Annotated in this window: 19 protein-coding genes; 16 read left to right on the top strand and 3 right to left on the bottom strand. The window is 34.6% G+C overall.

What is annotated here, in order from left to right; all coding sequences use genetic code 11:
- Positions 1 to 3: 3 nt before the first annotated feature.
- From pknB to rpe, 3 genes are read left to right on the top strand one after another with little or no spacing between them, the layout of a single operon-like run.
- On the top strand, positions 4 to 1944 hold the full coding sequence (gene pknB / locus NH288_RS04280) for a Stk1 family PASTA domain-containing Ser/Thr kinase (protein ID WP_265213351.1): 1941 nt from the start codon (positions 4 to 6) through the stop codon (positions 1942 to 1944).
- A complete protein-coding gene (gene rsgA, locus NH288_RS04275; RefSeq protein WP_265213349.1) occupies positions 1945 to 2814 on the top strand; it encodes a ribosome small subunit-dependent GTPase A in 870 nt (289 codons plus the stop codon). It abuts the gene before it with no gap.
- A complete protein-coding gene (gene rpe / locus NH288_RS04270; RefSeq protein WP_265213347.1) occupies positions 2808 to 3464 on the top strand; it encodes a ribulose-phosphate 3-epimerase in 657 nt (218 codons plus the stop codon). Before rsgA ends, rpe begins: the two co-directional genes overlap by 7 nt.
- 107 nt (positions 3465 to 3571) lie before the next feature.
- On the opposite strand, the gene rpmB is transcribed toward rpe, so the two are convergent.
- Positions 3572 to 3760 carry a 50S ribosomal protein L28 gene (gene rpmB, locus NH288_RS04265; protein ID WP_265213345.1) on the bottom strand — a complete coding sequence of 63 codons (189 nt, stop codon included), beginning with the start codon at positions 3758 to 3760 and terminating at the stop codon, positions 3572 to 3574.
- A 149-nt stretch (positions 3761 to 3909) separates the two neighbouring features.
- On the opposite strand from rpmB, the gene murB reads away from it, so the two are divergent.
- Genes murB through rlmD form a run of 8 tightly spaced genes read left to right on the top strand, consistent with a single transcriptional unit; the run spans position 3910 to position 14752 of the window.
- A complete protein-coding gene (gene murB, locus NH288_RS04260) occupies positions 3910 to 4812 on the top strand; it encodes a UDP-N-acetylmuramate dehydrogenase (protein ID WP_265213343.1) in 903 nt (300 codons plus the stop codon).
- Entirely contained in the window at positions 4813 to 5661 is an 849-nt protein-coding gene (rapZ, locus tag NH288_RS04255; protein ID WP_265213341.1) for an RNase adapter RapZ, read from the top strand. It abuts the gene before it with no gap.
- 1 nt (position 5662) lies between these two features.
- A complete protein-coding gene (locus tag NH288_RS04250) occupies positions 5663 to 6379 on the top strand; it encodes a tyrosine-protein phosphatase (protein ID WP_265213340.1) in 717 nt (238 codons plus the stop codon).
- Position 6380: 1 nt separating this feature from the next.
- Entirely contained in the window at positions 6381 to 7283 is a 903-nt protein-coding gene (gene whiA, locus NH288_RS04245) for a DNA-binding protein WhiA (RefSeq protein WP_265213339.1), read from the top strand.
- Positions 7284 to 7314: 31 nt separating this feature from the next.
- Complete coding sequence (locus tag NH288_RS04240; RefSeq protein WP_265213338.1) at positions 7315 to 10761, top strand: DNA polymerase III subunit alpha; 3447 nt, start codon at positions 7315 to 7317, stop codon at positions 10759 to 10761.
- Between the two features lie 9 nt (positions 10762 to 10770).
- Entirely contained in the window at positions 10771 to 11730 is a 960-nt protein-coding gene (gene pfkA / locus NH288_RS04235) for a 6-phosphofructokinase (RefSeq protein WP_106460076.1), read from the top strand.
- An 8-nt stretch (positions 11731 to 11738) separates the two neighbouring features.
- Positions 11739 to 13511 carry a pyruvate kinase gene (pyk, locus tag NH288_RS04230; protein WP_265213336.1) on the top strand — a complete coding sequence of 591 codons (1773 nt, stop codon included), beginning with the start codon at positions 11739 to 11741 and terminating at the stop codon, positions 13509 to 13511.
- The gene (gene rlmD, locus NH288_RS04225; protein WP_265213334.1) at positions 13511 to 14752 is read left to right on the top strand and encodes a 23S rRNA (uracil(1939)-C(5))-methyltransferase RlmD; all 1242 of its coding nucleotides are present in this window, start codon (positions 13511 to 13513) and stop codon (positions 14750 to 14752) included. The genes pyk and rlmD overlap by 1 nt, the downstream gene beginning before the upstream one ends.
- A gap of 224 nt (positions 14753 to 14976) precedes the next feature.
- On the opposite strand, the gene NH288_RS04220 is transcribed toward rlmD, so the two are convergent.
- Complete coding sequence (locus NH288_RS04220) at positions 14977 to 16272, bottom strand: ImmA/IrrE family metallo-endopeptidase (RefSeq protein WP_265213332.1); 1296 nt, start codon at positions 16270 to 16272, stop codon at positions 14977 to 14979.
- The gene (locus NH288_RS04215; RefSeq protein WP_265213330.1) at positions 16272 to 16619 is read right to left on the bottom strand and encodes a helix-turn-helix domain-containing protein; all 348 of its coding nucleotides are present in this window, start codon (positions 16617 to 16619) and stop codon (positions 16272 to 16274) included. Before NH288_RS04215 ends, NH288_RS04220 begins: the two co-directional genes overlap by 1 nt.
- Positions 16620 to 16800: 181 nt before the next feature.
- On the opposite strand from NH288_RS04215, the gene NH288_RS04210 reads away from it, so the two are divergent.
- The 5 genes from NH288_RS04210 to NH288_RS04190 all read left to right on the top strand — a co-directional run bounded on the left by NH288_RS04210 (position 16801) and on the right by NH288_RS04190 (position 20108).
- Positions 16801 to 17025, top strand: coding sequence for a hypothetical protein (locus NH288_RS04210; RefSeq protein WP_049690752.1), 225 nt, complete (start codon positions 16801 to 16803; stop codon positions 17023 to 17025).
- A 261-nt stretch (positions 17026 to 17286) separates the two neighbouring features.
- Positions 17287 to 17874, top strand: a complete 588-nt coding sequence (locus tag NH288_RS04205) for an RNA polymerase sigma factor (RefSeq protein ID WP_265213327.1) — start codon at positions 17287 to 17289, stop codon at positions 17872 to 17874.
- 278 nt (positions 17875 to 18152) lie between these two features.
- Positions 18153 to 18449 carry a hypothetical protein gene (locus NH288_RS04200; protein ID WP_265213326.1) on the top strand — a complete coding sequence of 99 codons (297 nt, stop codon included), beginning with the start codon at positions 18153 to 18155 and terminating at the stop codon, positions 18447 to 18449.
- On the top strand, positions 18449 to 19573 hold the full coding sequence (locus NH288_RS04195) for a DUF2800 domain-containing protein (RefSeq protein WP_265213324.1): 1125 nt from the start codon (positions 18449 to 18451) through the stop codon (positions 19571 to 19573). The genes NH288_RS04200 and NH288_RS04195 overlap by 1 nt, the downstream gene beginning before the upstream one ends.
- On the top strand, positions 19563 to 20108 hold the full coding sequence (locus NH288_RS04190) for a DUF2815 family protein (RefSeq protein ID WP_265213322.1): 546 nt from the start codon (positions 19563 to 19565) through the stop codon (positions 20106 to 20108). Before NH288_RS04195 ends, NH288_RS04190 begins: the two co-directional genes overlap by 11 nt.
- Positions 20109 to 20114 lie beyond the last annotated feature (6 nt).

Here is a 20114-nt window from a genome sequence, read left to right as displayed (position 1 = left end):
AATATGGAAAATATAGTTTTAGATAGTAGATATGAAATTATAAAGGAAATCGGCGTAGGAGGCATGGCCAAGGTCTACAAGGCCAAGGATAGGCTTCTGGGAAGGTTTGTGGCAATTAAAGTACTCAAAGACCAATACGCCGAAGATGACGAATTTTTAAAGAAATTTAATAATGAGGCTCAGTCCGCAGCAAGACTTAGCCATATAAATATTGTTAATGTATATGATATTGGAAAAGACATGTTAAATGGCAAGCTTATCCAATATATAGTAATGGAGTATGTAGAAGGAGAGACCCTAAAAGATCTAATAGATAGGGAAAAAATCCTATCCAATTATGATATTATTGATTATTCTACACAAATAGCTCAGGCTTTAAAATCAGCCCACGCTTCAGGTATAATCCATAGAGATATCAAGCCACAAAATATACTTATAGATAAGTTTGGTCTAGCAAAGGTAACCGATTTTGGTATAGCTAGGGTATCGTCCAACGCAACCATAACATATACAAGTTCGATACTAGGCACAGTCCATTATATATCACCAGAACAAGCAAAGGGAAAGATTGTAGATCAAAAGTCAGATTTATACTCTCTAGGGGCCGTAATGTATGAGATGGCAACAGGAAGGGTGCCTTTTGATGCAGACAACTCGGTTGGAATTGCAGTTATGCATATACAAGATAATCCAATTCCACCAAGAGAATTAAATCCTGACCTATCCCTACACTTGAATTATATAATAATGAAACTACTTAAAAAGGATCCAACTGAGAGATTCCAAAATGCAAGTGAATTGATAGAAGCCTTAGATGATGAATCCTTAGTTAAAAATACTGAAGAGATTGAAGATACAGCAAGAATCCCTATAGTAGTACCTAAAAAGAAAAGGGAAGAAGTAGACGACTACTACGAAGACGACAGGGAAGCTATCTATGTATCCACTCAAGAAGAGAAGTCGAAGAAAGAATCCAAGAAAACATCAATAAAGATTTGGCCACTAGCTTTATTGGCCTTTATATTAGTAGGGGCTGTCTATTTCTTCTCAACAATGTTTAACCAAGATGAAATAGAAATACCTACAGTGGTAAACTTAACTCAAGAACAAGCAGTAAAACAACTTGAAAGTAGAGGCTTTAAGGCAAATATTTCAAGAACTGCAGAAAGTGATGAATATGAAAAGGGTAAGGTTATGAGTCAAGACCCTGATGCATCCACTAAAGCTAAAAAAGGTAGTGTAGTTTATCTTGTAATTTCTTCTGGAAGAGAAGTAGAAGTCCCTCAGCTAAAAAACATGAACCTAAGCCAGGCAGAAGATACCCTAAAGGAACTAGGATTAAAACTTGGAACAACATCTACAGATTATTCTAATACAGTTGAAAAAGACCTAGTAATTAGACAAGAGCCATCAGCAGGAGCAAGCGTTCAGTCTGGTTCTGAGATTAGCCTTGTTATATCTGTAGGTCCAGAAGACACAACAGAAATAGTAAAAGTGCCAAATCTCTTAGGTATGGGCGAGCAGGATGCAATAGCAGCCGCAAAAAACGCTGGCCTAAAAGTAAGAAATGTAGACTACAGAAATTCATCAAATACTCAAAGAGGCCTAGTAATGAATCAGTCGATTGGAGCAGGTACTGAAGTAAAAGAAGAATCAGCCATAGATTTAACAATAAGTTTAGGTGAAGAAGAAAAAGAAGCGACAAATCCTAATAGGGAAGTCCAGCTTAAATTAAATATTGGAAATGCTAAAGATAATTTCAATGTAAAAGTCTACCAGATTGATAGGAAAGGTAATAGATCAGAGCTTATTTATGATGATTACCATTCTTCAGTAGAATTAAATGAAAATGGTGTTTTAGTTCTTAAAGTAATGTCACAAGCTTCTAGCAGGCTGGAAGTTTTAGTTGATGATGAATCTTATGGAGTATATACAGTTAATTAGATGATTGGTAAAATAATTAAAAGTCAAAAAGAATTATATTATGTAGACACTGAAGAGAGCTTATTAATGGCCAAGGCCCGTGGGAACTTTAGAGTCAAGGATAAAAAGCCACTGGTAGGTGATAATGTCGAAGTGGATGTTCTTGAAGATGAAAAGGCCTATATCACAAAGCTTCTACCTAGAAGAAATGAGATAAAAAGACCAAATATTGCAAATGTAGACCAGCTACTAGTTTTTATAACCATAGACCACCCACCACTTAATCTCTACAACCTTGATAAATATCTTGCTATGTGTGAGTATTTAAATATCGACGTAGTAATAATTTTAACGAAAATAGACCTAGTAAGCCAGGAAAAAATCAAAAAAATAGCAGATATTTACATGAATTTATCATACAAGCTAATAGAGATTGATAATTACAAGGACTTCCCAAAAGATGAAATTCTAGAAGTCCTTAAAGGAAAGACCTCAGCAGTATCCGGAGCAAGTGGTGTTGGAAAATCAACCTTCCTATCAAATGTTTTGGATAGGGAAATAGAAATAGGCGAGATAAGCCAAAAGTCTAGAAGAGGAAAAAATACAACAAGACACACAGAAATTTTTAAGATTTCTAAAGATACTTTTATCTTTGATACGCCAGGCTTTGATAGCTTTGAATTTGATTTTCTAGAAGATGAGAATGATCTTAAAAATACCTTCGTAGAGCTAAGGAATAGAGACTGTAAATTCAAGGATTGTAATCACATCAATGAGCCATCATGCAGGGTCAAAGAAGACTTAGAAGTTGGCAAAATCGCCCAATCAAGATATAAAAATTACCTACAACTTTTTGAAGAATTAAAACAAAGGAGACTTAACAAATGGTAAAACTAGCACCATCAATACTTTCATGTAACTTTGCTAATTTACAGGCTGACCTTGACCAGACAAGGGGTACAGGACTTGAGATAATCCACATAGATGTTATGGATGGGATATTTGTTCCAAATATTTCCTTTGGTTTTAAGGTAATATCTGATATAAGAGATAAAAATGATTATTTTTTTGATACCCATCTTATGATAGAAGATCCAATTAGGTATATAGATGATTTTAAAAAGGCAGGATGCGATAGGCTAACAGTTCATTATGAGGCCTGTAAAGATTTAAAAAAGACCCTGCTTGCTATAAAAGAAGCTGGGATGGAAGTAGGGCTTACATCAAAGCCAGCTACAGATCCTAAAAAGCTCTTAGAGTATTTTGACTATATAGACCTAGTGCTCGTAATGAGTGTAAATCCAGGCTTTGGTGGTCAGAAATTTATGGAGCAAAGTATAGATACTGTCAAATTGTTTAGAAATTACATCGATGAAAATAAGAAGGATATTAAGATTCAAATCGATGGGGGAATTAAGACTGATAATGTCGAAAATGTCTTAGCACTCGGTCTTGATGAGATAGTTGTAGGCTCTGATATATTTGCTAAAGATATAAAAAAACAAATAGAAAAATATCACGAAATATTTAATAAATATTAAAAGAGAGGGTCACTTGCTAAAAATTGCAAGTGACCCTTTCTTTTTACTAAAAAAAACTGACCCTAGGGCCAGTAAATTTTTTAATTTAGTACTAAATTAAAAAAAGCTTAAGCTTTTTCTACTTTTCCACTTTTAACGCATTTTGTACATACGTTAATAGTTTTTGGAGTGCCGTCTACAACAGCTTTTACTTTGTGCACGTTTGCTTTAAAAGTTCTGTTTATTTGTCTATGTGAGAAAGTAACAGATTTTCCTGCTTTTGTACCTTTGCCACATATATCGCATGCTTTTGCCATAATTACACCTCCTCCTTATTCATCTTTATTATTCTACCAAAGTTTAGGCGAAATTACAAATTTTTTCTTTATTTTTTATAGGGAGATTAAGCCTATAAAGAGTATAGTGATTAGTGGAAAGATAAAAATAAGAATTTAAGGGGGATTAAATGGATTATAAATCTCTTTATGAAAATAAAAACTTCGGCCAAATTCTATTTGGCGAAGAATTAAAAAATTACACAAATTTTGGCATAGGAGGACTGGCAGATGCTCTAGCCTTACCAGGCACAGTTGACGAGCTTGAAGCCCTTCTAAAATTTAACTATGAAAATAAAATAGAAACTAGTGTTATAGGCAAGGGAACAAATCTTTTGGTGTCTGATAATGGTATTAGGGGTTGTGTAATAGCCCTTGCGGATAATTTTGACGATGTTAAGATAGAAGATGATTGTCTGATAGCCTTATCAGGAACAGCTCTTATTAAAGCAAGCAGGGCAGCAATAGAAATAGGCCTTGCTGGCATGGAAGAGATTTCAGGTATACCTGGTTCTGTTGGAGGGGCCATCGCTATGAATGCTGGAGCCTATGGTGGTGAAATCAAGGATATAGTTGTAGAAGTAAAGGCCTTTGATTATGAGGGAAATCTTCACACCTTTAACAATGATGATATGCATTTTTCCTATAGGCACTCTAGAGTTTTTGAAGATAATTTGATAGTTGTAAGTGCTAAATTTAAATTAAAACCGGATGACAAAAGACTTGTTATAGATAGGTTTAAAGACTACAGAGATAGACGTACAAGCAAACAACCTCTTGATAAAAAATCTGCAGGGTCAACCTTCAAAAGACCGGAAGGATCCTATGCATCAAAGCTAATTGATGAATGTGGCCTAAGAGGTTTTAGAGAGGGAGATTGCCAGGTTAGCGAAAAACACTGTGGCTTTATTATAAATGCAGGAGAAGCTACTTGCACTGAAATGCTTGCTTTTATTAATCATGTGGCAGCAATTGTTAAGGAGAAAACAGGCTTTACACTGGAGCGAGAGGTAAAATTAGTCGGAGAATTATAGATGAAATTAAAGATAATTACTGGTTTATCAGGTTCAGGTAAGACAACAGCCTTAAGGGCTTATGAAGATATGGGCTATTATGCTATGGACAATACTCCATCATATTTAGTTCAGAAATTTATAGAATTAAATAATAATCAAGAAAAGCCAATAGAAAAAATGGCGGTTGTAATTGATTTTAGGTCATTTTCTATAGACAATAATATCTACGAATCAATCAAAGATCTAAAAAATGCCAATGAAGATACAGAAATTATCTTTATTTATTGCAATGATGAAATCATTCAAAAAAGATACAACGAATTAAGAAGACCCCACCCACTAGGAGAATTTGGTAGTGTAACAGACGGCCTAGAAAAGGAGAAAGCTCTCCTAAAACCTATAAGAGAGATATCCGATACTACAATAGACACTACTAACTACAAGATAGCAGAGCTTAGGTCTGTTATAGAAAATTCTTTAGATAAGAAGTCAAAAATGATAGTAAATCTTATATCATTTGGTTTTAAATATGGGATTAGCTCTGATTTTGACTTTGTATTTGATGTAAGATTTGTCCCAAATCCTTTTTATATCGATGAGCTTAAGCCATTAAATGGTACTAGTGAGCCATTAGCGGCTTATCTCGATCAATTTCATATTATCAAGGATTTTGAGGAAAAGGCATATGATATGCTTATATCGCTCTTGCCTGATTTTCAAAAGCAGGGCAAAAATATACTAACCATAGGATTTGGGTGTACAGGTGGTAAGCATAGGTCTGTCTATATGGTAGAAAAAATGTATGAGAGAATGAAAGATGATGATTATATATTAATTAAGAGACACAGAGAAAAGGATAAGTGGTAAGATGAGATATTTAAAAAGATTAGACCTAGAAAATATAAAAAATGCGAGAGATATGGGAGGGGTAGCAACTCTAGATAAGAAAGCTACAGCCTGGCATAAGATTATAAGATCTGCAAGTCTAGATGATGTAAAAGAAGTTGATATAAAGGACCTAAAAGAATTAAATATCACAACCATCATTGATTTAAGAAGAGAAAATGAATTAAAACTTGAAACAGAAAGTCATAAGCTAATAAAAGATAATTTTGATTTTCATCATATATCATTAGCCCCAGATAAGGAATTTAGACAAGAAGAAATAGATAAAATTATCTCAGGCAAGATGACCGTAGGCCAGTCTTATAGAAATCTTATAGATCATTTTGTGGCTGTTAAAGAAATCATGGAAGTAATAGCAAATGCAGAAGGATCTGTACTTTATCATTGCCAGGAGGGAAAAGATAGGACAGGAATTATTTCAATGATTATTCTTGGCCTTGCCAATGCCTACAGGGGAGATATCATAGCAGACTATGAGGTATCTTCAGCTCATCTTGGCTATATCGAAAGATATGGAGAAGACGAACCATACTCAGTATTCAGGATTACAGACCCATATTATATGAAAGAAGCCTATGACTATGTTATTAGAAAATATGGTACATTTGAGGATTATCTAGCTTATGCCAAGGTTGATGCTAAGGTAATTCAAGCAATAAAGGATAAGATAGTAGAATAAGATGAGCTTTTCCCAAAGATGCAAAAAAGAAGTCCTCAAAAAAGACGCTCTTGACCTAAAGGGTGAGCTTATAAGTCTGATACACTTTATAGGTTCAATAAGGATTTCTGAAGGAAAGCTAAATGTGATTTTTAAAACAGATTCAAATGGAGAGGCTAGATATATTTATAAGCTAGTAGCTGACCTTTATGGATATTCGCCAACTTTTGAAATCCAAGATAACCCTGACAAGAAAAATAAGAGGGACTATGTAATAATTGTTGAAGACAGTGATGTTTCCGATAAATTAGTAGGCCTAATGGCAGAAGGGTTTATAGAAAATTATGAAGATATAGAAGATGTAAGGCTCGATGAGATAAAAAGCTTTCTAAAAATTGCCTTTATATTTAGGGGATCTGTAAACGATCCACAAAGAGGTTATAATCTTGAGATAGTTTCAAAGGATGAAAATGAAGCAAGTCTTTTAAAGGAATCCATGGATACCTTTAGTCTCAATTCAAAATTATCAACAAGAAATGACTATTATATAGTCTACCTAAAAGATTCTGACAAGATTTCTGATTTTCTTGCTATAATTGGTGCTACAAAATCCTTATTTGAGCTTGAAAATGTAAGGGCCATTAAGTCGCTTAGAAATGATATTAACAGAGTAAATAATTTTGATAATGCCAATATCGATAGGACTGTAAAGGCTGCGGCTAACCAGCTTACAGCTATAAACAAGGTAAAGGAAGCAGGAGTCTTTGAAGACTTAGATGACCTAAGCAAAAAGCTTGCCAATCTAAGGCTAGAGAATCCATACCTATCATTAGAAGAGCTTGGGGAGATGATAAATCCGCCCCTATCCAAGGCCAAGGTCAATTATAGACTTCAAAAATTTATCAAAATAGCAAAGGATTTGTAAATATTTACAAATCTTTTTTTGAAAGGAAATTATGACTACAAAATTTACCCACCTCCACCTACATACAGAATATTCCCTCCTAGATGGCTACTCAAGGATAGATAAACTCCTTGATAAGTGCCTCGACCTAGGGATGGATTCGGTTGCCATAACTGACCATGGTTCTATGTATGGGGTCATAGAATTTTATAAGCAAGCCACAAAAAGGGGCATAAAACCAATTATAGGTTGTGAGGTCTATGTTTCAGAAAAAGACCATAAGATAAAAGACCCTACAAATAAACGCTATTACCACCTTATTCTTTTGGCAGAAAATGAGACTGGCTATAAGAATTTGGTCAAAATTGTATCAGAAGCCTATGTAAATGGTTTTTATTACAAGCCAAGGGTAAGCTTTGATTTTATAAAAGACCACACAGAAGGCCTTATAGCCCTTTCAGCTTGCCTAAATGGGGAAGTCAACCAAAGAATTCTAGAAAATGATATGGAAGCTGCTATAAGCACTGCAAAGAAATATGAAGATGCTTTTGGTAAGGGCAATTACTTCCTAGAAATCCAAGACCATGGGATTCCTGAACAAAAACAGGTAAATAAAGGAGTTACTTATCTTCACAGGAAATTAGGCATTGAGATGGTTGCAACAAATGATGTCCACTATATAGAAAGGGAAGACTCCTACCTTCAAGATGTTCTTTTATGTATACAAACAGGTGCTCTAGTCAAAGATGAAAATAGGATGAGGATGCCTAATAGGGAATTTTACCTCAAAGACCCAGATACCATGTCTGAAATTTTTAAAGACTATGAAAGAGCTGTTGAAAACACCACAAAAATTGCAGACAGGTGTAAGCTTGAGATAAAATTCCACGAGCCCCATCTTCCTTACTATACCAAGCTTCCTGAAGGCCTTAGCAATCTTGATTATCTAAAACTTTTGGTAAACCAAGGTATAAGCAAAAAATATAAAAATCCTACAAGTGAAATAGTCGAGAGAGTTAAAAAGGAAATAGAAGTTATAAACTCAATGGGTTATGTAGATTATTTTCTAATTGTTTGGGATTTTGTAAATTATGCTAGAAATAACGATATAGCAGTGGGTCCTGGTAGGGGATCTGCAGCAGGTTCTATCGTATCCTATGCCCTTGATATAACACAAATTGACCCGATTAAATATAATCTAATCTTTGAAAGATTCTTAAATCCAGAGAGGGTATCCATGCCTGATATAGATATAGACTTTGACTATGTCCTTAGGGATAAAGTGGTTGAATATGTAAATGACCTTTATGGTAGAGACCATGTTTCACAAATCATTACCTTTGGAAGGATGCAGGCAAGAAATGCCATTAGGGATGTGGGCAGAGTCCTAGATATTGCCTATGGCAAGGTAGATACCATAGCCAAACAAATCCCAGCCACAATTGGTATGACCATTGACAAGGCTTTGGAAGAATCTGATAGTTTTAGGGCATCCTACCATAAGGATGCGGAAAGCAAGAGGCTAATTGACACAGCTAGGAAATTAGAAGGTCTTCCTCGCCATACATCAATCCATGCGGCAGGAGTAGTTATTTCAAAAGATCCGCTCACAGAAATAATTCCCCTAGCCTTATCAAATGACCTGGTAGTAACCCAGTTTGATATGACAGAAATCGAAGAGCTTGGCCTTTTAAAGATGGACTTTCTTGGTCTAAGAAACCTCACAGTTATAAAAGATACTATAAAGGATATAAAGAAAAATTACGGATTAGATATAGACATCGAAAATATCGACGTAAACGATAAAAATGTCATCAAACAATTTAACAAGGCTCAAACCATTGGTCTTTTTCAGTTTGAATCTGCTGGCATGAGGGCCTTCCTTAAAAACCTTAAGCCAACAGTATTTGATGATTTAATAGCTGCAAACTCTCTATTTAGGCCAGGACCAATGGATGAGATTCCTAAATATATCCATAACAAAAATAACCCAGAAGATGTAAGCTTTCTTGATGAAAAACTTAGGCCAATCCTAGGGGTGACCTACGGAATAATCGTCTACCAAGAGCAAGTAATGCAGATAGTTCAACAGCTAGCAGGCTATTCGCTTGGAGAAGCTGATAACCTCAGACGAGCCATGTCAAAGAAAAAGATGAGCGTCATGGAAGAAAATAGGGATATTTTTATAAATGGCAAGGTCGATGAAGATGGGCAAATCCTAATACCAGGAGCTATTAGAAATGGTGTTGATAAAAAGGCAGCCAATACAATTTATGATGAAATGATATCTTTTGCTAAATATGCCTTTAACAAGTCTCACTCAGCAGCCTATTCCCTTGTAGCAGTTCAAACAGCTTATCTTAAGCACTATTATCCTGAAGAATATATGGCCAATCTAATTTCTTCAGTGATGGACCAATCATCAAAGCTATACTTATATGTATCAGAAACTAAAAGGCTTGGTATTGAAGTCCTTGCTCCAGATATAAATAAGTCCTACGGACCATTTGAAGTAGCAGATAAAAAGATAATTTTTGGCCTATCAGGTATTAAAAATCTTGGAGCCAATCTAATAGCCGCAATTATAAAGGCAAGGGATGCTGGTGGAGAATTTATAAATTTCAAAAATTTCCTAGAAAGAGTTGAAGATGTCGATTCAAGGGCTCTTAATAAAAAAGGAATCGACTCTTTAATCAAAGCAGGTGCCTTTGATAGCTTAGGTTATACTAGGTCATCGCTTATGGCAATCTATGAAAAAGCCATAGCTACAGTCCATGACAATAATAAAATAAATGTGACAGGTCAAATTAATCTCTTAGATATGGCAGGAGATGTCGATACTAGGGATATAGATATGCCGAATATTGCAGAATATCCTAAAAATATAAAACTTAAATTGGAAAAGGAAGTCTTGGGTTTTTATATATCAGAACATCCTCTAAGTGAAAACGCTGAAGCCCTTGAAAACATAGTGAATTTTACTACAGACTACAGAGAAAACCTTGATGATAGGCAAATGGCAAGGCTTGATGGAAAATATGTTACAATGGCAGGTATCCTAAATAATAAAAAGGAACTAACAACCAAAAAAAGAGATCTTATGTCCTTCGCCTCCCTAGAAGATATGTATGGAAATATTGAAATGGTTATATTTCCTTCAACTTATAAACAGTATAGAAATCTCATCGAAGATGATAATGTACTAATAGTTAAAGGTAAATTGCAAACTGATGAAAGTGATGTAAAATTATTAGCGAGTGAATTTATTGACATAAAAAAAACAAATTTGTCAACTTTATACTTAAAAATGAATTTTATAGAGTATAATGAAATTAAAGGCTTAATTCTAAGCCACAAGGGAAACAATCCTGTAAAAATATATTTTGAAGATAAGAAGAAGTTAGTAAGCCTTGATCCTAAATTATATTTTGAAATCAATGATGCAAATATAAAAATTTTGGAAGACAGGCTTGGAAAAGAAAATGTTAAGGTCAAATAAGGAGTTATAATGAAGACAATAGGTATACTTACAAGTGGTGGCGACGCACCAGGTATGAACTCTGCCATAAGAGGTGCTGTAAGAACCGCATTAAATAAATCCATGAGGATAAAGGGTGTAAGAAATGGCTATGATGGTCTTATGAAAGGCGATATTTATGAAATGAATATCTCATCAGTAGCTGATATCATCCACAAGGGTGGTACCATCCTTGGAACTGCAAGAAGCCTTGAATTTACTACACCAGAAGGCCAAAAAAGAGGGGCTCAAATCCTAGCAGACTATGGTATTGAAGGCCTAATAGTAATAGGTGGTGACGGATCCTTCAAGGGAGCAAAAGCCCTATCAGATCTAGGAATAAAGACAGTAGGAATCCCAGGAACTATCGATAACGACATGGGATATACTGATTACACTATAGGATTTTTTACAGCTATAGAAACTGTATCTGATGCCATAGGTAAGCTTAGAGATACATCAAGTTCACATGGTAGAGCCGTAGTAATAGAAGTAATGGGCCGCCATTGCGGAGACCTAGCCCTATTTTCAGGTCTAGCTGGAGGAGCTGAATCAATAATTGTTCCAGAACATGAATTTTCAATCAATGAAATAATTGCCAAGATGGAACATGGTAGAAAAAGAGGGAAGCTACACCACCTAATAACCCTAGCAGAAGGTGTAGGCGATCCATATGCCCTAGCCAATGAGCTTGAAGAAAAAACAGGCATAGAAACAAAGGTAACAGTTCTAGGTCACGTCCAAAGAGGTGGTTCACCATCAGCAGTTGATAGATTACTTGGATCAGCAATGGGAGCACGTGCCGTAGAATTATTATCAGAAGAGCAAACAAACCTAGCCATTGGTTATAGAAATGGAAAATTAATAGAAGTAAGTATAGACGAGGCAACATCTGTTAAGTCAACATTCCCAGAAGATCTTTATGACTTAGCAAATAGCTTGTCAAGATAGGAGTAAAAATGCAACCAGAAATTTTAAAGAAAACCAAAATAGTTTGTACAATAGGACCAGCAAGTGAAAAACCAGAGGTTCTTGAAGAGTTAATCAAAAATGGTATGAACGTCGCAAGACTAAACTTCTCCCATGGAAGCCATGAAGAACATTTAGAAAAAATCAAGACAATCAAGAGATTAAGAAGAAAACTAAACGCACCAATAGCGATCATGCTAGATACAAAGGGACCAGAAATAAGAACTGGAAACTATGATGTAAAAGAAATCTTCCTAAAGCCTGATGACATTTTTACCCTAACAACAAGAGACGTAATGGGTAACCAAGAAATAGTATCAGTATCTCACAAGGGTCTACCACAAGATGTTAAAGTTGGTAGTGAAATCTATATAGACGATGGTCTAGTACAACTTGAAGTAATTGAAATAAAAGATGGCACAGATGTTGTATGTAGAGTTCAAAACAACGGTGTTCTATCAAACCACAAGGGAGTAAACCTACCAGGTTCAAAGACAAATCTTCCATCACTAACACCAAAAGACGTTGATGATATCAAATTTGGTATAGAAAATGGAATCGACCTAATCGCAGCATCATTCGTACGTAAAAAAGAAGACGTATACGATATAAGAAAAGTCCTAGAAGACCACGGTGGAGAAAACATCAAAATCATCTCTAAGATAGAATCTCAAGAAGGTGTAGACAATATCGAAGAAATAATCGAAGCATCTGACGGAATCATGGTAGCAAGGGGAGACTTAGGTATAGAAATCAAAACTGAGCTAATCCCAATGGTACAAAAAGACATCATTAGAAGATGTAATGCAGCTGCAAAACCAGTAATCACAGCAACACAAATGCTAGATTCAATGATAAGAAACCCAAGACCAACCAGAGCAGAAACAACAGACGTAGCAAACGCCATCATAGACGGTACAGACTGTGTAATGCTATCAGGTGAAACAGCAGGCGGAAAATATCCAGTAAATGCAGTAAAAACAATGAGAGATATCTGTATCACAACAGAATTATCAGATGACTTCATCGAAAAAGTATACAACACCAAGATAGAATCTAGAAGAAATACAACCAACTCAATAGCAAGATCAACCTGTCAAATAGCAAGAGAACTAGATGCAAGAGCAATAATCTCATGTACATCAAGTGGTAATACATCAAGAATAATCTCTAAATTTAGACCAAGAACAAATATAATTGCCGCAACAACAACAGACAGAGTAGCAAGACAACTATCAGTAGTATGGGGCGTATATCCACTAGTAATCCAAGAAGCTCACGAAACAGATGAATTAATCGAAAGAGCAATAGTAGGAGGCCTATCAGAAGGATACCTAGAAGAAGGTGACCTAACAGTAGTAACAGCTGGTGTACCACTAGGTGTAAGTGGATCATCAAACCTAATAAAAGTTCACGTAATAGGTGATATTATCACATCAGGAACAGGAATAGGTGCTAAATCTGTATCAGGAAAAGTAGTAATCGGTTCAACAAGAAAAGAACTAGAACACAAATTTGAAGATGGCGACATCATAGTAGCCAAATTCACAGATTCAGATATTACAGAATTCATCGAAAAAGCATCAGCAGTAGTCACAGAAACAGGCGGCCTAACAAGTCATACAGCAGTAGCTGCGGTACACTTTGGAATCCCAGCAGTAGTAGGTGCAGCAAATGCTCAAAGCCTGATGGAAGATGGTCAAACAATCACAGTAGATCCAATAGGCGGAGTAATCTACAGCGGAGAAACAAAAGTAATATAATGAAATACACAGATATCAAAATAACTGATATCCTACAAGACGGGCGAGGAGTCGGAAAGACACCCGATAAGATTGCCTTCATCGAAAAAGCTACATTCGGTGAGATATGCGAAATAGAAATAATAAATGAAAATAAAAATTTCTATGAAGCCAAAAAAATAAAAACAATCAAAGAAAGCCCAGTACAAAGACAAGCTCCATGTCCATATTATTATGAATGTGGAGCTTGTACTATTATGGATATCACATACAATGCTCAAATACAATTAAAGAAAAACCTAATCCTATCAGCCCTCAAAAAAACAGCAAATATAGAACTAGAGGACATAGAAATAATAGAATCTGAAAATCTTCACTATAGGAACAAAATCAGACTCCAAGTAACAAAAGAAGGAAAGCTAGCCTACAACAAAATAGGCTCAAATGATTTAGTAGAGATAAAAGATTGCCTATTAGCAAGAAAAATAATCTCAGAAAATCTCCCATCAATTGAAGAAATAACGAAAGATATAAATAACAAATATCCTTCCTTCATAAAAGAAATAACAATCAGAACAAATAGCAAAGAAATAATGCTAAATCTAGAAGTAGAAGAAAATAACAAAGCCCTAGCCTACATAAGAGAAAAATATGCAAGCAGTAAATATAGTATAAACATAATAGGACAAGGCAATATATCAGGCAAAGACTATCTAGAATATCAAATATTTGATAAGATATTTAGGATAAGCTTAAATGACTTCTACCAAGTAAATGATAATCAGATACAAAATCTCTATCAGACAGCAAGAGACTTCCTAGGGGAAAATAAAAGAGTTCTAGACCTATACTGCGGATCAGCAACATCCTCCATAGCCATAAATGGAGATAATCTGGTCGGAGTAGAAATAAACAAAAATGCAATAAAAGATGCCAAAATAAACGCAGAAATAAATGATCTAGATAACTTCAAATTCCTAGCCAAAAACGCCAAATATATAGACGAAAACTTCATAAAAAATGAAAAAATAGACACAATAATAGTAGACCCACCAAGAGCAGGCCTAGACAAAGCCCTAATCAAATCCATAGGCAAAACAAGCACCAAAGAAATAATATACATCTCCTGCAACCCTCAAACCCTAGCAAGAGACATAAAAAGATTTGTAAATGAAGGCTACAAACTTGAAAAAATCAAGGCAGTAGATATGTTCCCTCAGACCATGCATGTTGAGACGGTAGTATTGATGTCAAGAAAATAAGATAAGATGTTATAAGACTGTTGAAATCAATGGCTTTTAGGATTTTAAAAGAAATCTTAAAAGCCATTTTTCTATTTGGAAAACACCTTTTGGGAACATATTAATAGTAAAAATTGTAGAGGTGTGTAGACAAGATAGATATTTATAGGAGAGTGGACAGAATAGACATATAAAATATACTAAAAAAAAGAGCTAGCCAAAAATAAATAGGCTAGTCCTTTTAGCTAGAAAGGAATCTGATCATCACTTGAAAAATCAAATCCTGAATTAGAATCATCAGTAAAATCTTTATTGTATTCACTGTGGTCGCATAAGATTCCATCTATAAAAAATCTTGTTTTAGCCCCACAAGTTTCGCAGTATCTGGCATTACTTGGGTTATGATGTATTTCACCAATATCATCAAAACCATTAAAACTCTGAGTGTGAATTCCTTCACAATCATTATATAAGTTCGTTCCACATATTTTGCAAAATAATGCATTATCACTAAATTCTTCGTTTCCACATTTAGGACAAATTTTTACTTTCATTGTTGATTCATCAAATTCTACACCATCTTCATAAAGCATATCTCGTTCACCTCTTTTTTCTGTAATCTCTTTAATATAATCTTTCATAGTAGTGGGACTTCCACATGTTGAGCAGTAATAATCAGTTAGTCTAACTTCGTGATCCTTGTTATCATAACAAGAGTTATATATAGGAACCCCACATATAGGACAAAATTTTGCATGACGATTAAAGTTGTTATGACCACATATAATACAAGTACTATACTTAATAGAATTGTTACTATCAGATAAACGCTTATATTTAAATCCAAAAGCTAAAGATTTAGAGCCACAATTAGCACAATAGTTTGTTCCTTTTTCGTGTTCAACACCACATTCAGGGCAATATATACTCAGAGGATTAAATGTGTTTTTGAAAAAAGCTAACATAGAATTAGAAAAATCTCTTAAATCTCTTGATATATATTTTAATCTTACTTCTGCAGCATTATAAGTAATTTCAAATAAACTAGAAAGCGTAGAAGGATTTTCCTTTTTTTCAAATGCTACAACTTGTTCAGCAAGTGGTGCAGGTGTTAGTAAATTTCTAGCAAAATTATTTGCTTCTTTTTCAAGTTCTTCGTATTTATGTTTACCAACACCCTTTCTGGATAGAACATCAACACCATACATTTGGTGATGACCAATAAAAATATGTCCTAGTTCATGAGCGATGGTAAATCTAATCCAGTTCTCAGTTTTATCCACGTCATTATAATAAATAATATACTTATTTGTATCGTGCCTATAACTACAGGCACCTAAATCACTATCGAAAAAATCAATCACATCTTGTAAAGAACAGTTAGCATCATTCATGTATTCAGAGTAAGTTTTTACACTGATTTCATTGCTAAAGCAATCAATAATTTTATTTAAATCAACAGGAATTTCAGAGATATCGGCATCTTCCAATAATTCATATGATTTCTCTAGGGAAATCTTATAATCTGGAGTATACCTCACTATTGCATATCTCCATCTGCGCTTCCAAATTCTTCTTCAAAATGCTGCTTTAATACCTTTAACATCTCTTCTTTTTTTCCTTGATCCATGTTTCTTGCTGCTCTCTGAATAATACGAATTTCTGGTTCATCATCTATTTGCTTATTTAAGGCAAGCAGATAGTTATAGTCGACTTGTAGAACTTCAGATATAGCCTTAAGAGTGTTATTATCTGGAGTGATTTTATCATCATTTTCAATTCTCGAAATAGTAGAATTACTAATTTTTACTTTTTTTGCCAGTTCACGCTGAGAGATTCCAAGCTCTTCACGTCTATTGGATATAACTTTTCCCAAAGTGTCTTTCATAAACTTCCTCCTTATAATAATATTATAGCACAAGTGTTGCATATAATCAACACATGTGGTACAATTTATGTTGAATAGATGGAACGAGATAGCTTCTATTTTTTTTAAGTTGCACGTTCCATTAAATCAACACTAATGTAGAAGTTATTCTACCGCAAGCTAAAATATAAAAGAAAGGAAGATGCCTATTAAAGAAATTCAAGAAGTAAAAGATGCAAATAATAAACTTATTTGTAAAATTGAAGCGGAAACTGGGATATTACAAAATATCTATAAAAAACAAGAAATTAAAGTTAGACTTGAAGTCGGACAAAGTATTCAACTAGCTAGAGGTGGATGTATCACCTTAGTTAAAAGAATAGATAAAACAGAGTATGACATAAAGAGTTACAAAAAATCAGCGTAAATTTTTAAGAGCTGCAAGACGGCCTAATTTATCTTAACGGATGAATTAGGCTTTTTTTATTACAAATTACATCAAGCCTGATTAGCTATAAGGGCGTGAGATACACACATAAACTAATTTCAATCAATTTTGAAAGAAGTATATGGAGTACCTCTAGTTTCTTATGGCCTTTTTTAGGTGAAAGACAACTATGCTCCATAAACTGTAGGTAAAATTTGTATTTCTCGCTACTTGCTATCAGGGAAGAAAGCGAGGAATATTTTGAAAATTAGAAAGACTAGATCTGATGAAAGAACCATGTATGTTTATAGGTTTGCAGATGAAACAAAATTGGAATTAGAACCAGGAAAAGATGGAATTACAGAAGTAGATATCAAAAAACTACATGCTTTAGATGATAGTGAAGTTTACTTTAACAACAAGAATCTAAGGCCTGAACGAACTAAAGAAGAGAAAGCTGAAATAGATGCGTGGAAACAAGAATTTATAAGCGACTTTAAAAAGAGTCATGGATATGAACCTAATGAAGATTTGTTAAAAGGAGAAGTAGAGGAAAGATTCCCAAGAAACTATAACTTATCTCTTGATTTCGATAACGATGGCGAAATTGATCCCGATAAAAGATTAATAGCAACTATTAAATCCAAAGACATGAATGAAGAATTTGAATGGTCTGAGCATATGGAAGATGTACTTTCTTTATTAACGGATAAACAGAGATTGGTAATCAAGTTGATGTATGTAGATGGATACAAGCAGTCAGAAATTGCAGATTTAATGAATATATCTTCAGCTGGTGTTAAGAAACATTTGGACAAGGCGAAAGAGACAATCAAAAATAATTTTTAAATATTTTAGGACGAGGTTAAAAACTCGTCCTTTTTCTTTGCCTGTGATTTGTAAGGGAGATGACCCTTTCAGAAAGGAGGAAAACATGAGGCACAAAATAATCATCAATGTAACAAATGAGAAAGGATAAACGACAAATGTCCTTAAAGGTGCAGTCAGAAAAATTCCAAGTAGATTAATAAAATTTTTGTTTGGAGACTACAGGCAAATTTATTTATTAGATCCTGGGATGACAGTTGAATCAGTTGATATTAAGGAAATCGAAATAGGAGATAATGATGTCAAGAATTAAGTTATTAATGGAAATTAAAGAAGATGCAGAGAATCTTGCATCTAGTATAGGTGTCCTTCTTACAGCACTAGAAAGTGATGAGGAAGTACCTAAAGAAGAAAAAGTAAAACAAGAGAAAAAGATCTATGAAATTGAAGATGTTAGAAAGATACTAGCCGATAAATCAAGATTAGGTCATACAGCTAAAATAAGAGAACTCTTAGAAAAGTATGGGGCTAAAAAGTTATCTGAGATTGATTCAGGTAACTATAAAGACTTGGTAGCAGATGTGGAGAAACTCTAATGTGTGCTCACGCAATATTGTCTGCCTCAAGTAGTTCACGTTGGATTCACTGTCCACCAAGCGTTAGGCTTTCTGAAAAATATGAAGATGAGGTTAGTCCGTATGCACTTGAAGGTACATCGGCTCATGCCCTAGCAGAATATAAATTAAAAAAGATATTAGGATTTGATGTAAAAGATCCTACTGATGATTTGGATTTTTATGATGAAGAAATGGATGAGCTAATTGATGGATATGCCTCATATGTAGCAGAAGTTATAAGTAGATACGAAAGCCCAGCCGTCTTTGTGGAAGAAAGACTTGACCTATCAGAACATGTTAAAGAGTCATTTGGTACAGCTGACTGTGTGGTTGTTGGAGGAGAAGACCTTCATGTAATTGACTTAAAGTATGGCCAGGGAGTTTTGGTAGATGCTAAAGAGAATTCACAACTCATGTTATATGGACTTGGCGCATTAAGTCTCTTTGATGGAATTTATGATATCGAGAAAGTAATTCTTCATATCTATCAACCAAGAAGGTGTAATATATCAACTTATGAGATCAATAAGATAGAACTTTATAATTGGGGAGAAAGCGTACGAGAGATTGCTGAGAAAGCATATAAAGGCGAGGGAGAATTCTCGTGTGGAGAATGGTGCATCTTCTGCAAAGCAAAGAATAAATGCAGGAAAAGGGCAGAAGAAAACCTGAAACTAGCACAAGAAGAATTTACCCTACCACCAGAACTATCTGATGATGAAATTGAAGAAATCTTACCAAAACTAGACGAACTGGAACAATGGGTCAAAGATATCAAGGCCTATGCTTTAGAAAGAGCAATGAAGGGCCATAGATGGAAGAACCTAAAACTTGTCGAAGGCAGGTCAAATAGAAAATACCGAGATGAAGATGAAGTTGTAAAAAAAGTAAAAGAACTGGGATTCAATCCCTTTGAAGAAAAGATACTTGGCATCACAGCTATGACTAAGTTACTAGGTAAGAAAGTCTTTGATGAAAATATCAGCGACTTATTAGAAAAACCAAAAGGAAAGTTAACCTTAGTAAGCGTTGATGACAAGCGAGAAGAAGTTGTAATTGAAAATGTGAAAGAAGAATTTGGAGGATTTAATAATGCAAAATAAAACAAAAGTAATTACAGGTGAAGTTAGATTAAGCTATGCGAATGTTTGGGAACCAAAGTCAATCAATGGTGGTAAAGAAAGATACTCAGTATCTGTCATTATTCCAAAGAGCGACCAAAAGACAATTGAGAAAATTGAAAAAGCAGTAGATGCTGCTATTGATGAAGGACTTTCTAAATTCAATGGAAAGAAACCAAATAAGAAAGCTATTAAACTTCCATTAAGAGATGGTGACACAGAAAAAGATGATGAGGCTTATGCAGATGCATATTTCTTAAATGCCAACTCTATGACAGCACCTCAAATTGTGGATAGAAATGTAGAACCTATTCTTGATAGAAGTGAAGTCTACTCAGGAGTTTATGCGAGGGTATCTCTTAACTTCTACGCCTACAATGTAAATGGCAATAAAGGCGTTGCCGTTGGTCTCGGAAATATTCAAAAACTAAGAGATGGACAACCTTTAGGAAATAGGTCTAATGCAGCAGATGACTTTGATTCTATGGACGATGATGACGAAGATTTCTTAGCATAGGAGGTA

The organism is Anaerococcus sp. NML200537, assembly GCF_026131715.1.
GTDB classification, from domain to species: domain Bacteria; phylum Bacillota; class Clostridia; order Tissierellales; family Peptoniphilaceae; genus Anaerococcus; species Anaerococcus kampingae.
Note: the sequence above shows the minus strand (reverse complement) of the source record. Positions and strands in the feature narration are given on the sequence as shown.

What these genes read in the sequence shown, in the direction of transcription:
- NH288_RS04190 (WP_265213322.1), top strand. Translation starts at nt 19,563, where the DNA reads ATGCAAAATAAAACAAAAGTAATTACAGGTGAAGTTAGATTAAGCTAT.
- pyk (WP_265213336.1), top strand. Translation starts at nt 11,739, where the DNA reads ATGCAACCAGAAATTTTAAAGAAAACCAAAATAGTTTGTACAATAGGA.
- NH288_RS04215 (WP_265213330.1), bottom strand. Translation starts at nt 16,619, where the DNA reads ATGAAAGACACTTTGGGAAAAGTTATATCCAATAGACGTGAAGAGCTT.
- NH288_RS04210 (WP_049690752.1), top strand. Translation starts at nt 16,801, where the DNA reads ATGCCTATTAAAGAAATTCAAGAAGTAAAAGATGCAAATAATAAACTT.
- rpe (WP_265213347.1), top strand. Translation starts at nt 2,808, where the DNA reads ATGGTAAAACTAGCACCATCAATACTTTCATGTAACTTTGCTAATTTA.
- rlmD (WP_265213334.1), top strand. Translation starts at nt 13,511, where the DNA reads ATGAAATACACAGATATCAAAATAACTGATATCCTACAAGACGGGCGA.
- rapZ (WP_265213341.1), top strand. Translation starts at nt 4,813, where the DNA reads ATGAAATTAAAGATAATTACTGGTTTATCAGGTTCAGGTAAGACAACA.
- rsgA (WP_265213349.1), top strand. Translation starts at nt 1,945, where the DNA reads ATGATTGGTAAAATAATTAAAAGTCAAAAAGAATTATATTATGTAGAC.
- NH288_RS04200 (WP_265213326.1), top strand. Translation starts at nt 18,153, where the DNA reads ATGTCAAGAATTAAGTTATTAATGGAAATTAAAGAAGATGCAGAGAAT.
- NH288_RS04195 (WP_265213324.1), top strand. Translation starts at nt 18,449, where the DNA reads ATGTGTGCTCACGCAATATTGTCTGCCTCAAGTAGTTCACGTTGGATT.
- murB (WP_265213343.1), top strand. Translation starts at nt 3,910, where the DNA reads ATGGATTATAAATCTCTTTATGAAAATAAAAACTTCGGCCAAATTCTA.
- pknB (WP_265213351.1), top strand. Translation starts at nt 4, where the DNA reads ATGGAAAATATAGTTTTAGATAGTAGATATGAAATTATAAAGGAAATC.
- NH288_RS04250 (WP_265213340.1), top strand. Translation starts at nt 5,663, where the DNA reads ATGAGATATTTAAAAAGATTAGACCTAGAAAATATAAAAAATGCGAGA.
- pfkA (WP_106460076.1), top strand. Translation starts at nt 10,771, where the DNA reads ATGAAGACAATAGGTATACTTACAAGTGGTGGCGACGCACCAGGTATG.
- rpmB (WP_265213345.1), bottom strand. Translation starts at nt 3,760, where the DNA reads ATGGCAAAAGCATGCGATATATGTGGCAAAGGTACAAAAGCAGGAAAA.
- NH288_RS04240 (WP_265213338.1), top strand. Translation starts at nt 7,315, where the DNA reads ATGACTACAAAATTTACCCACCTCCACCTACATACAGAATATTCCCTC.
- whiA (WP_265213339.1), top strand. Translation starts at nt 6,381, where the DNA reads ATGAGCTTTTCCCAAAGATGCAAAAAAGAAGTCCTCAAAAAAGACGCT.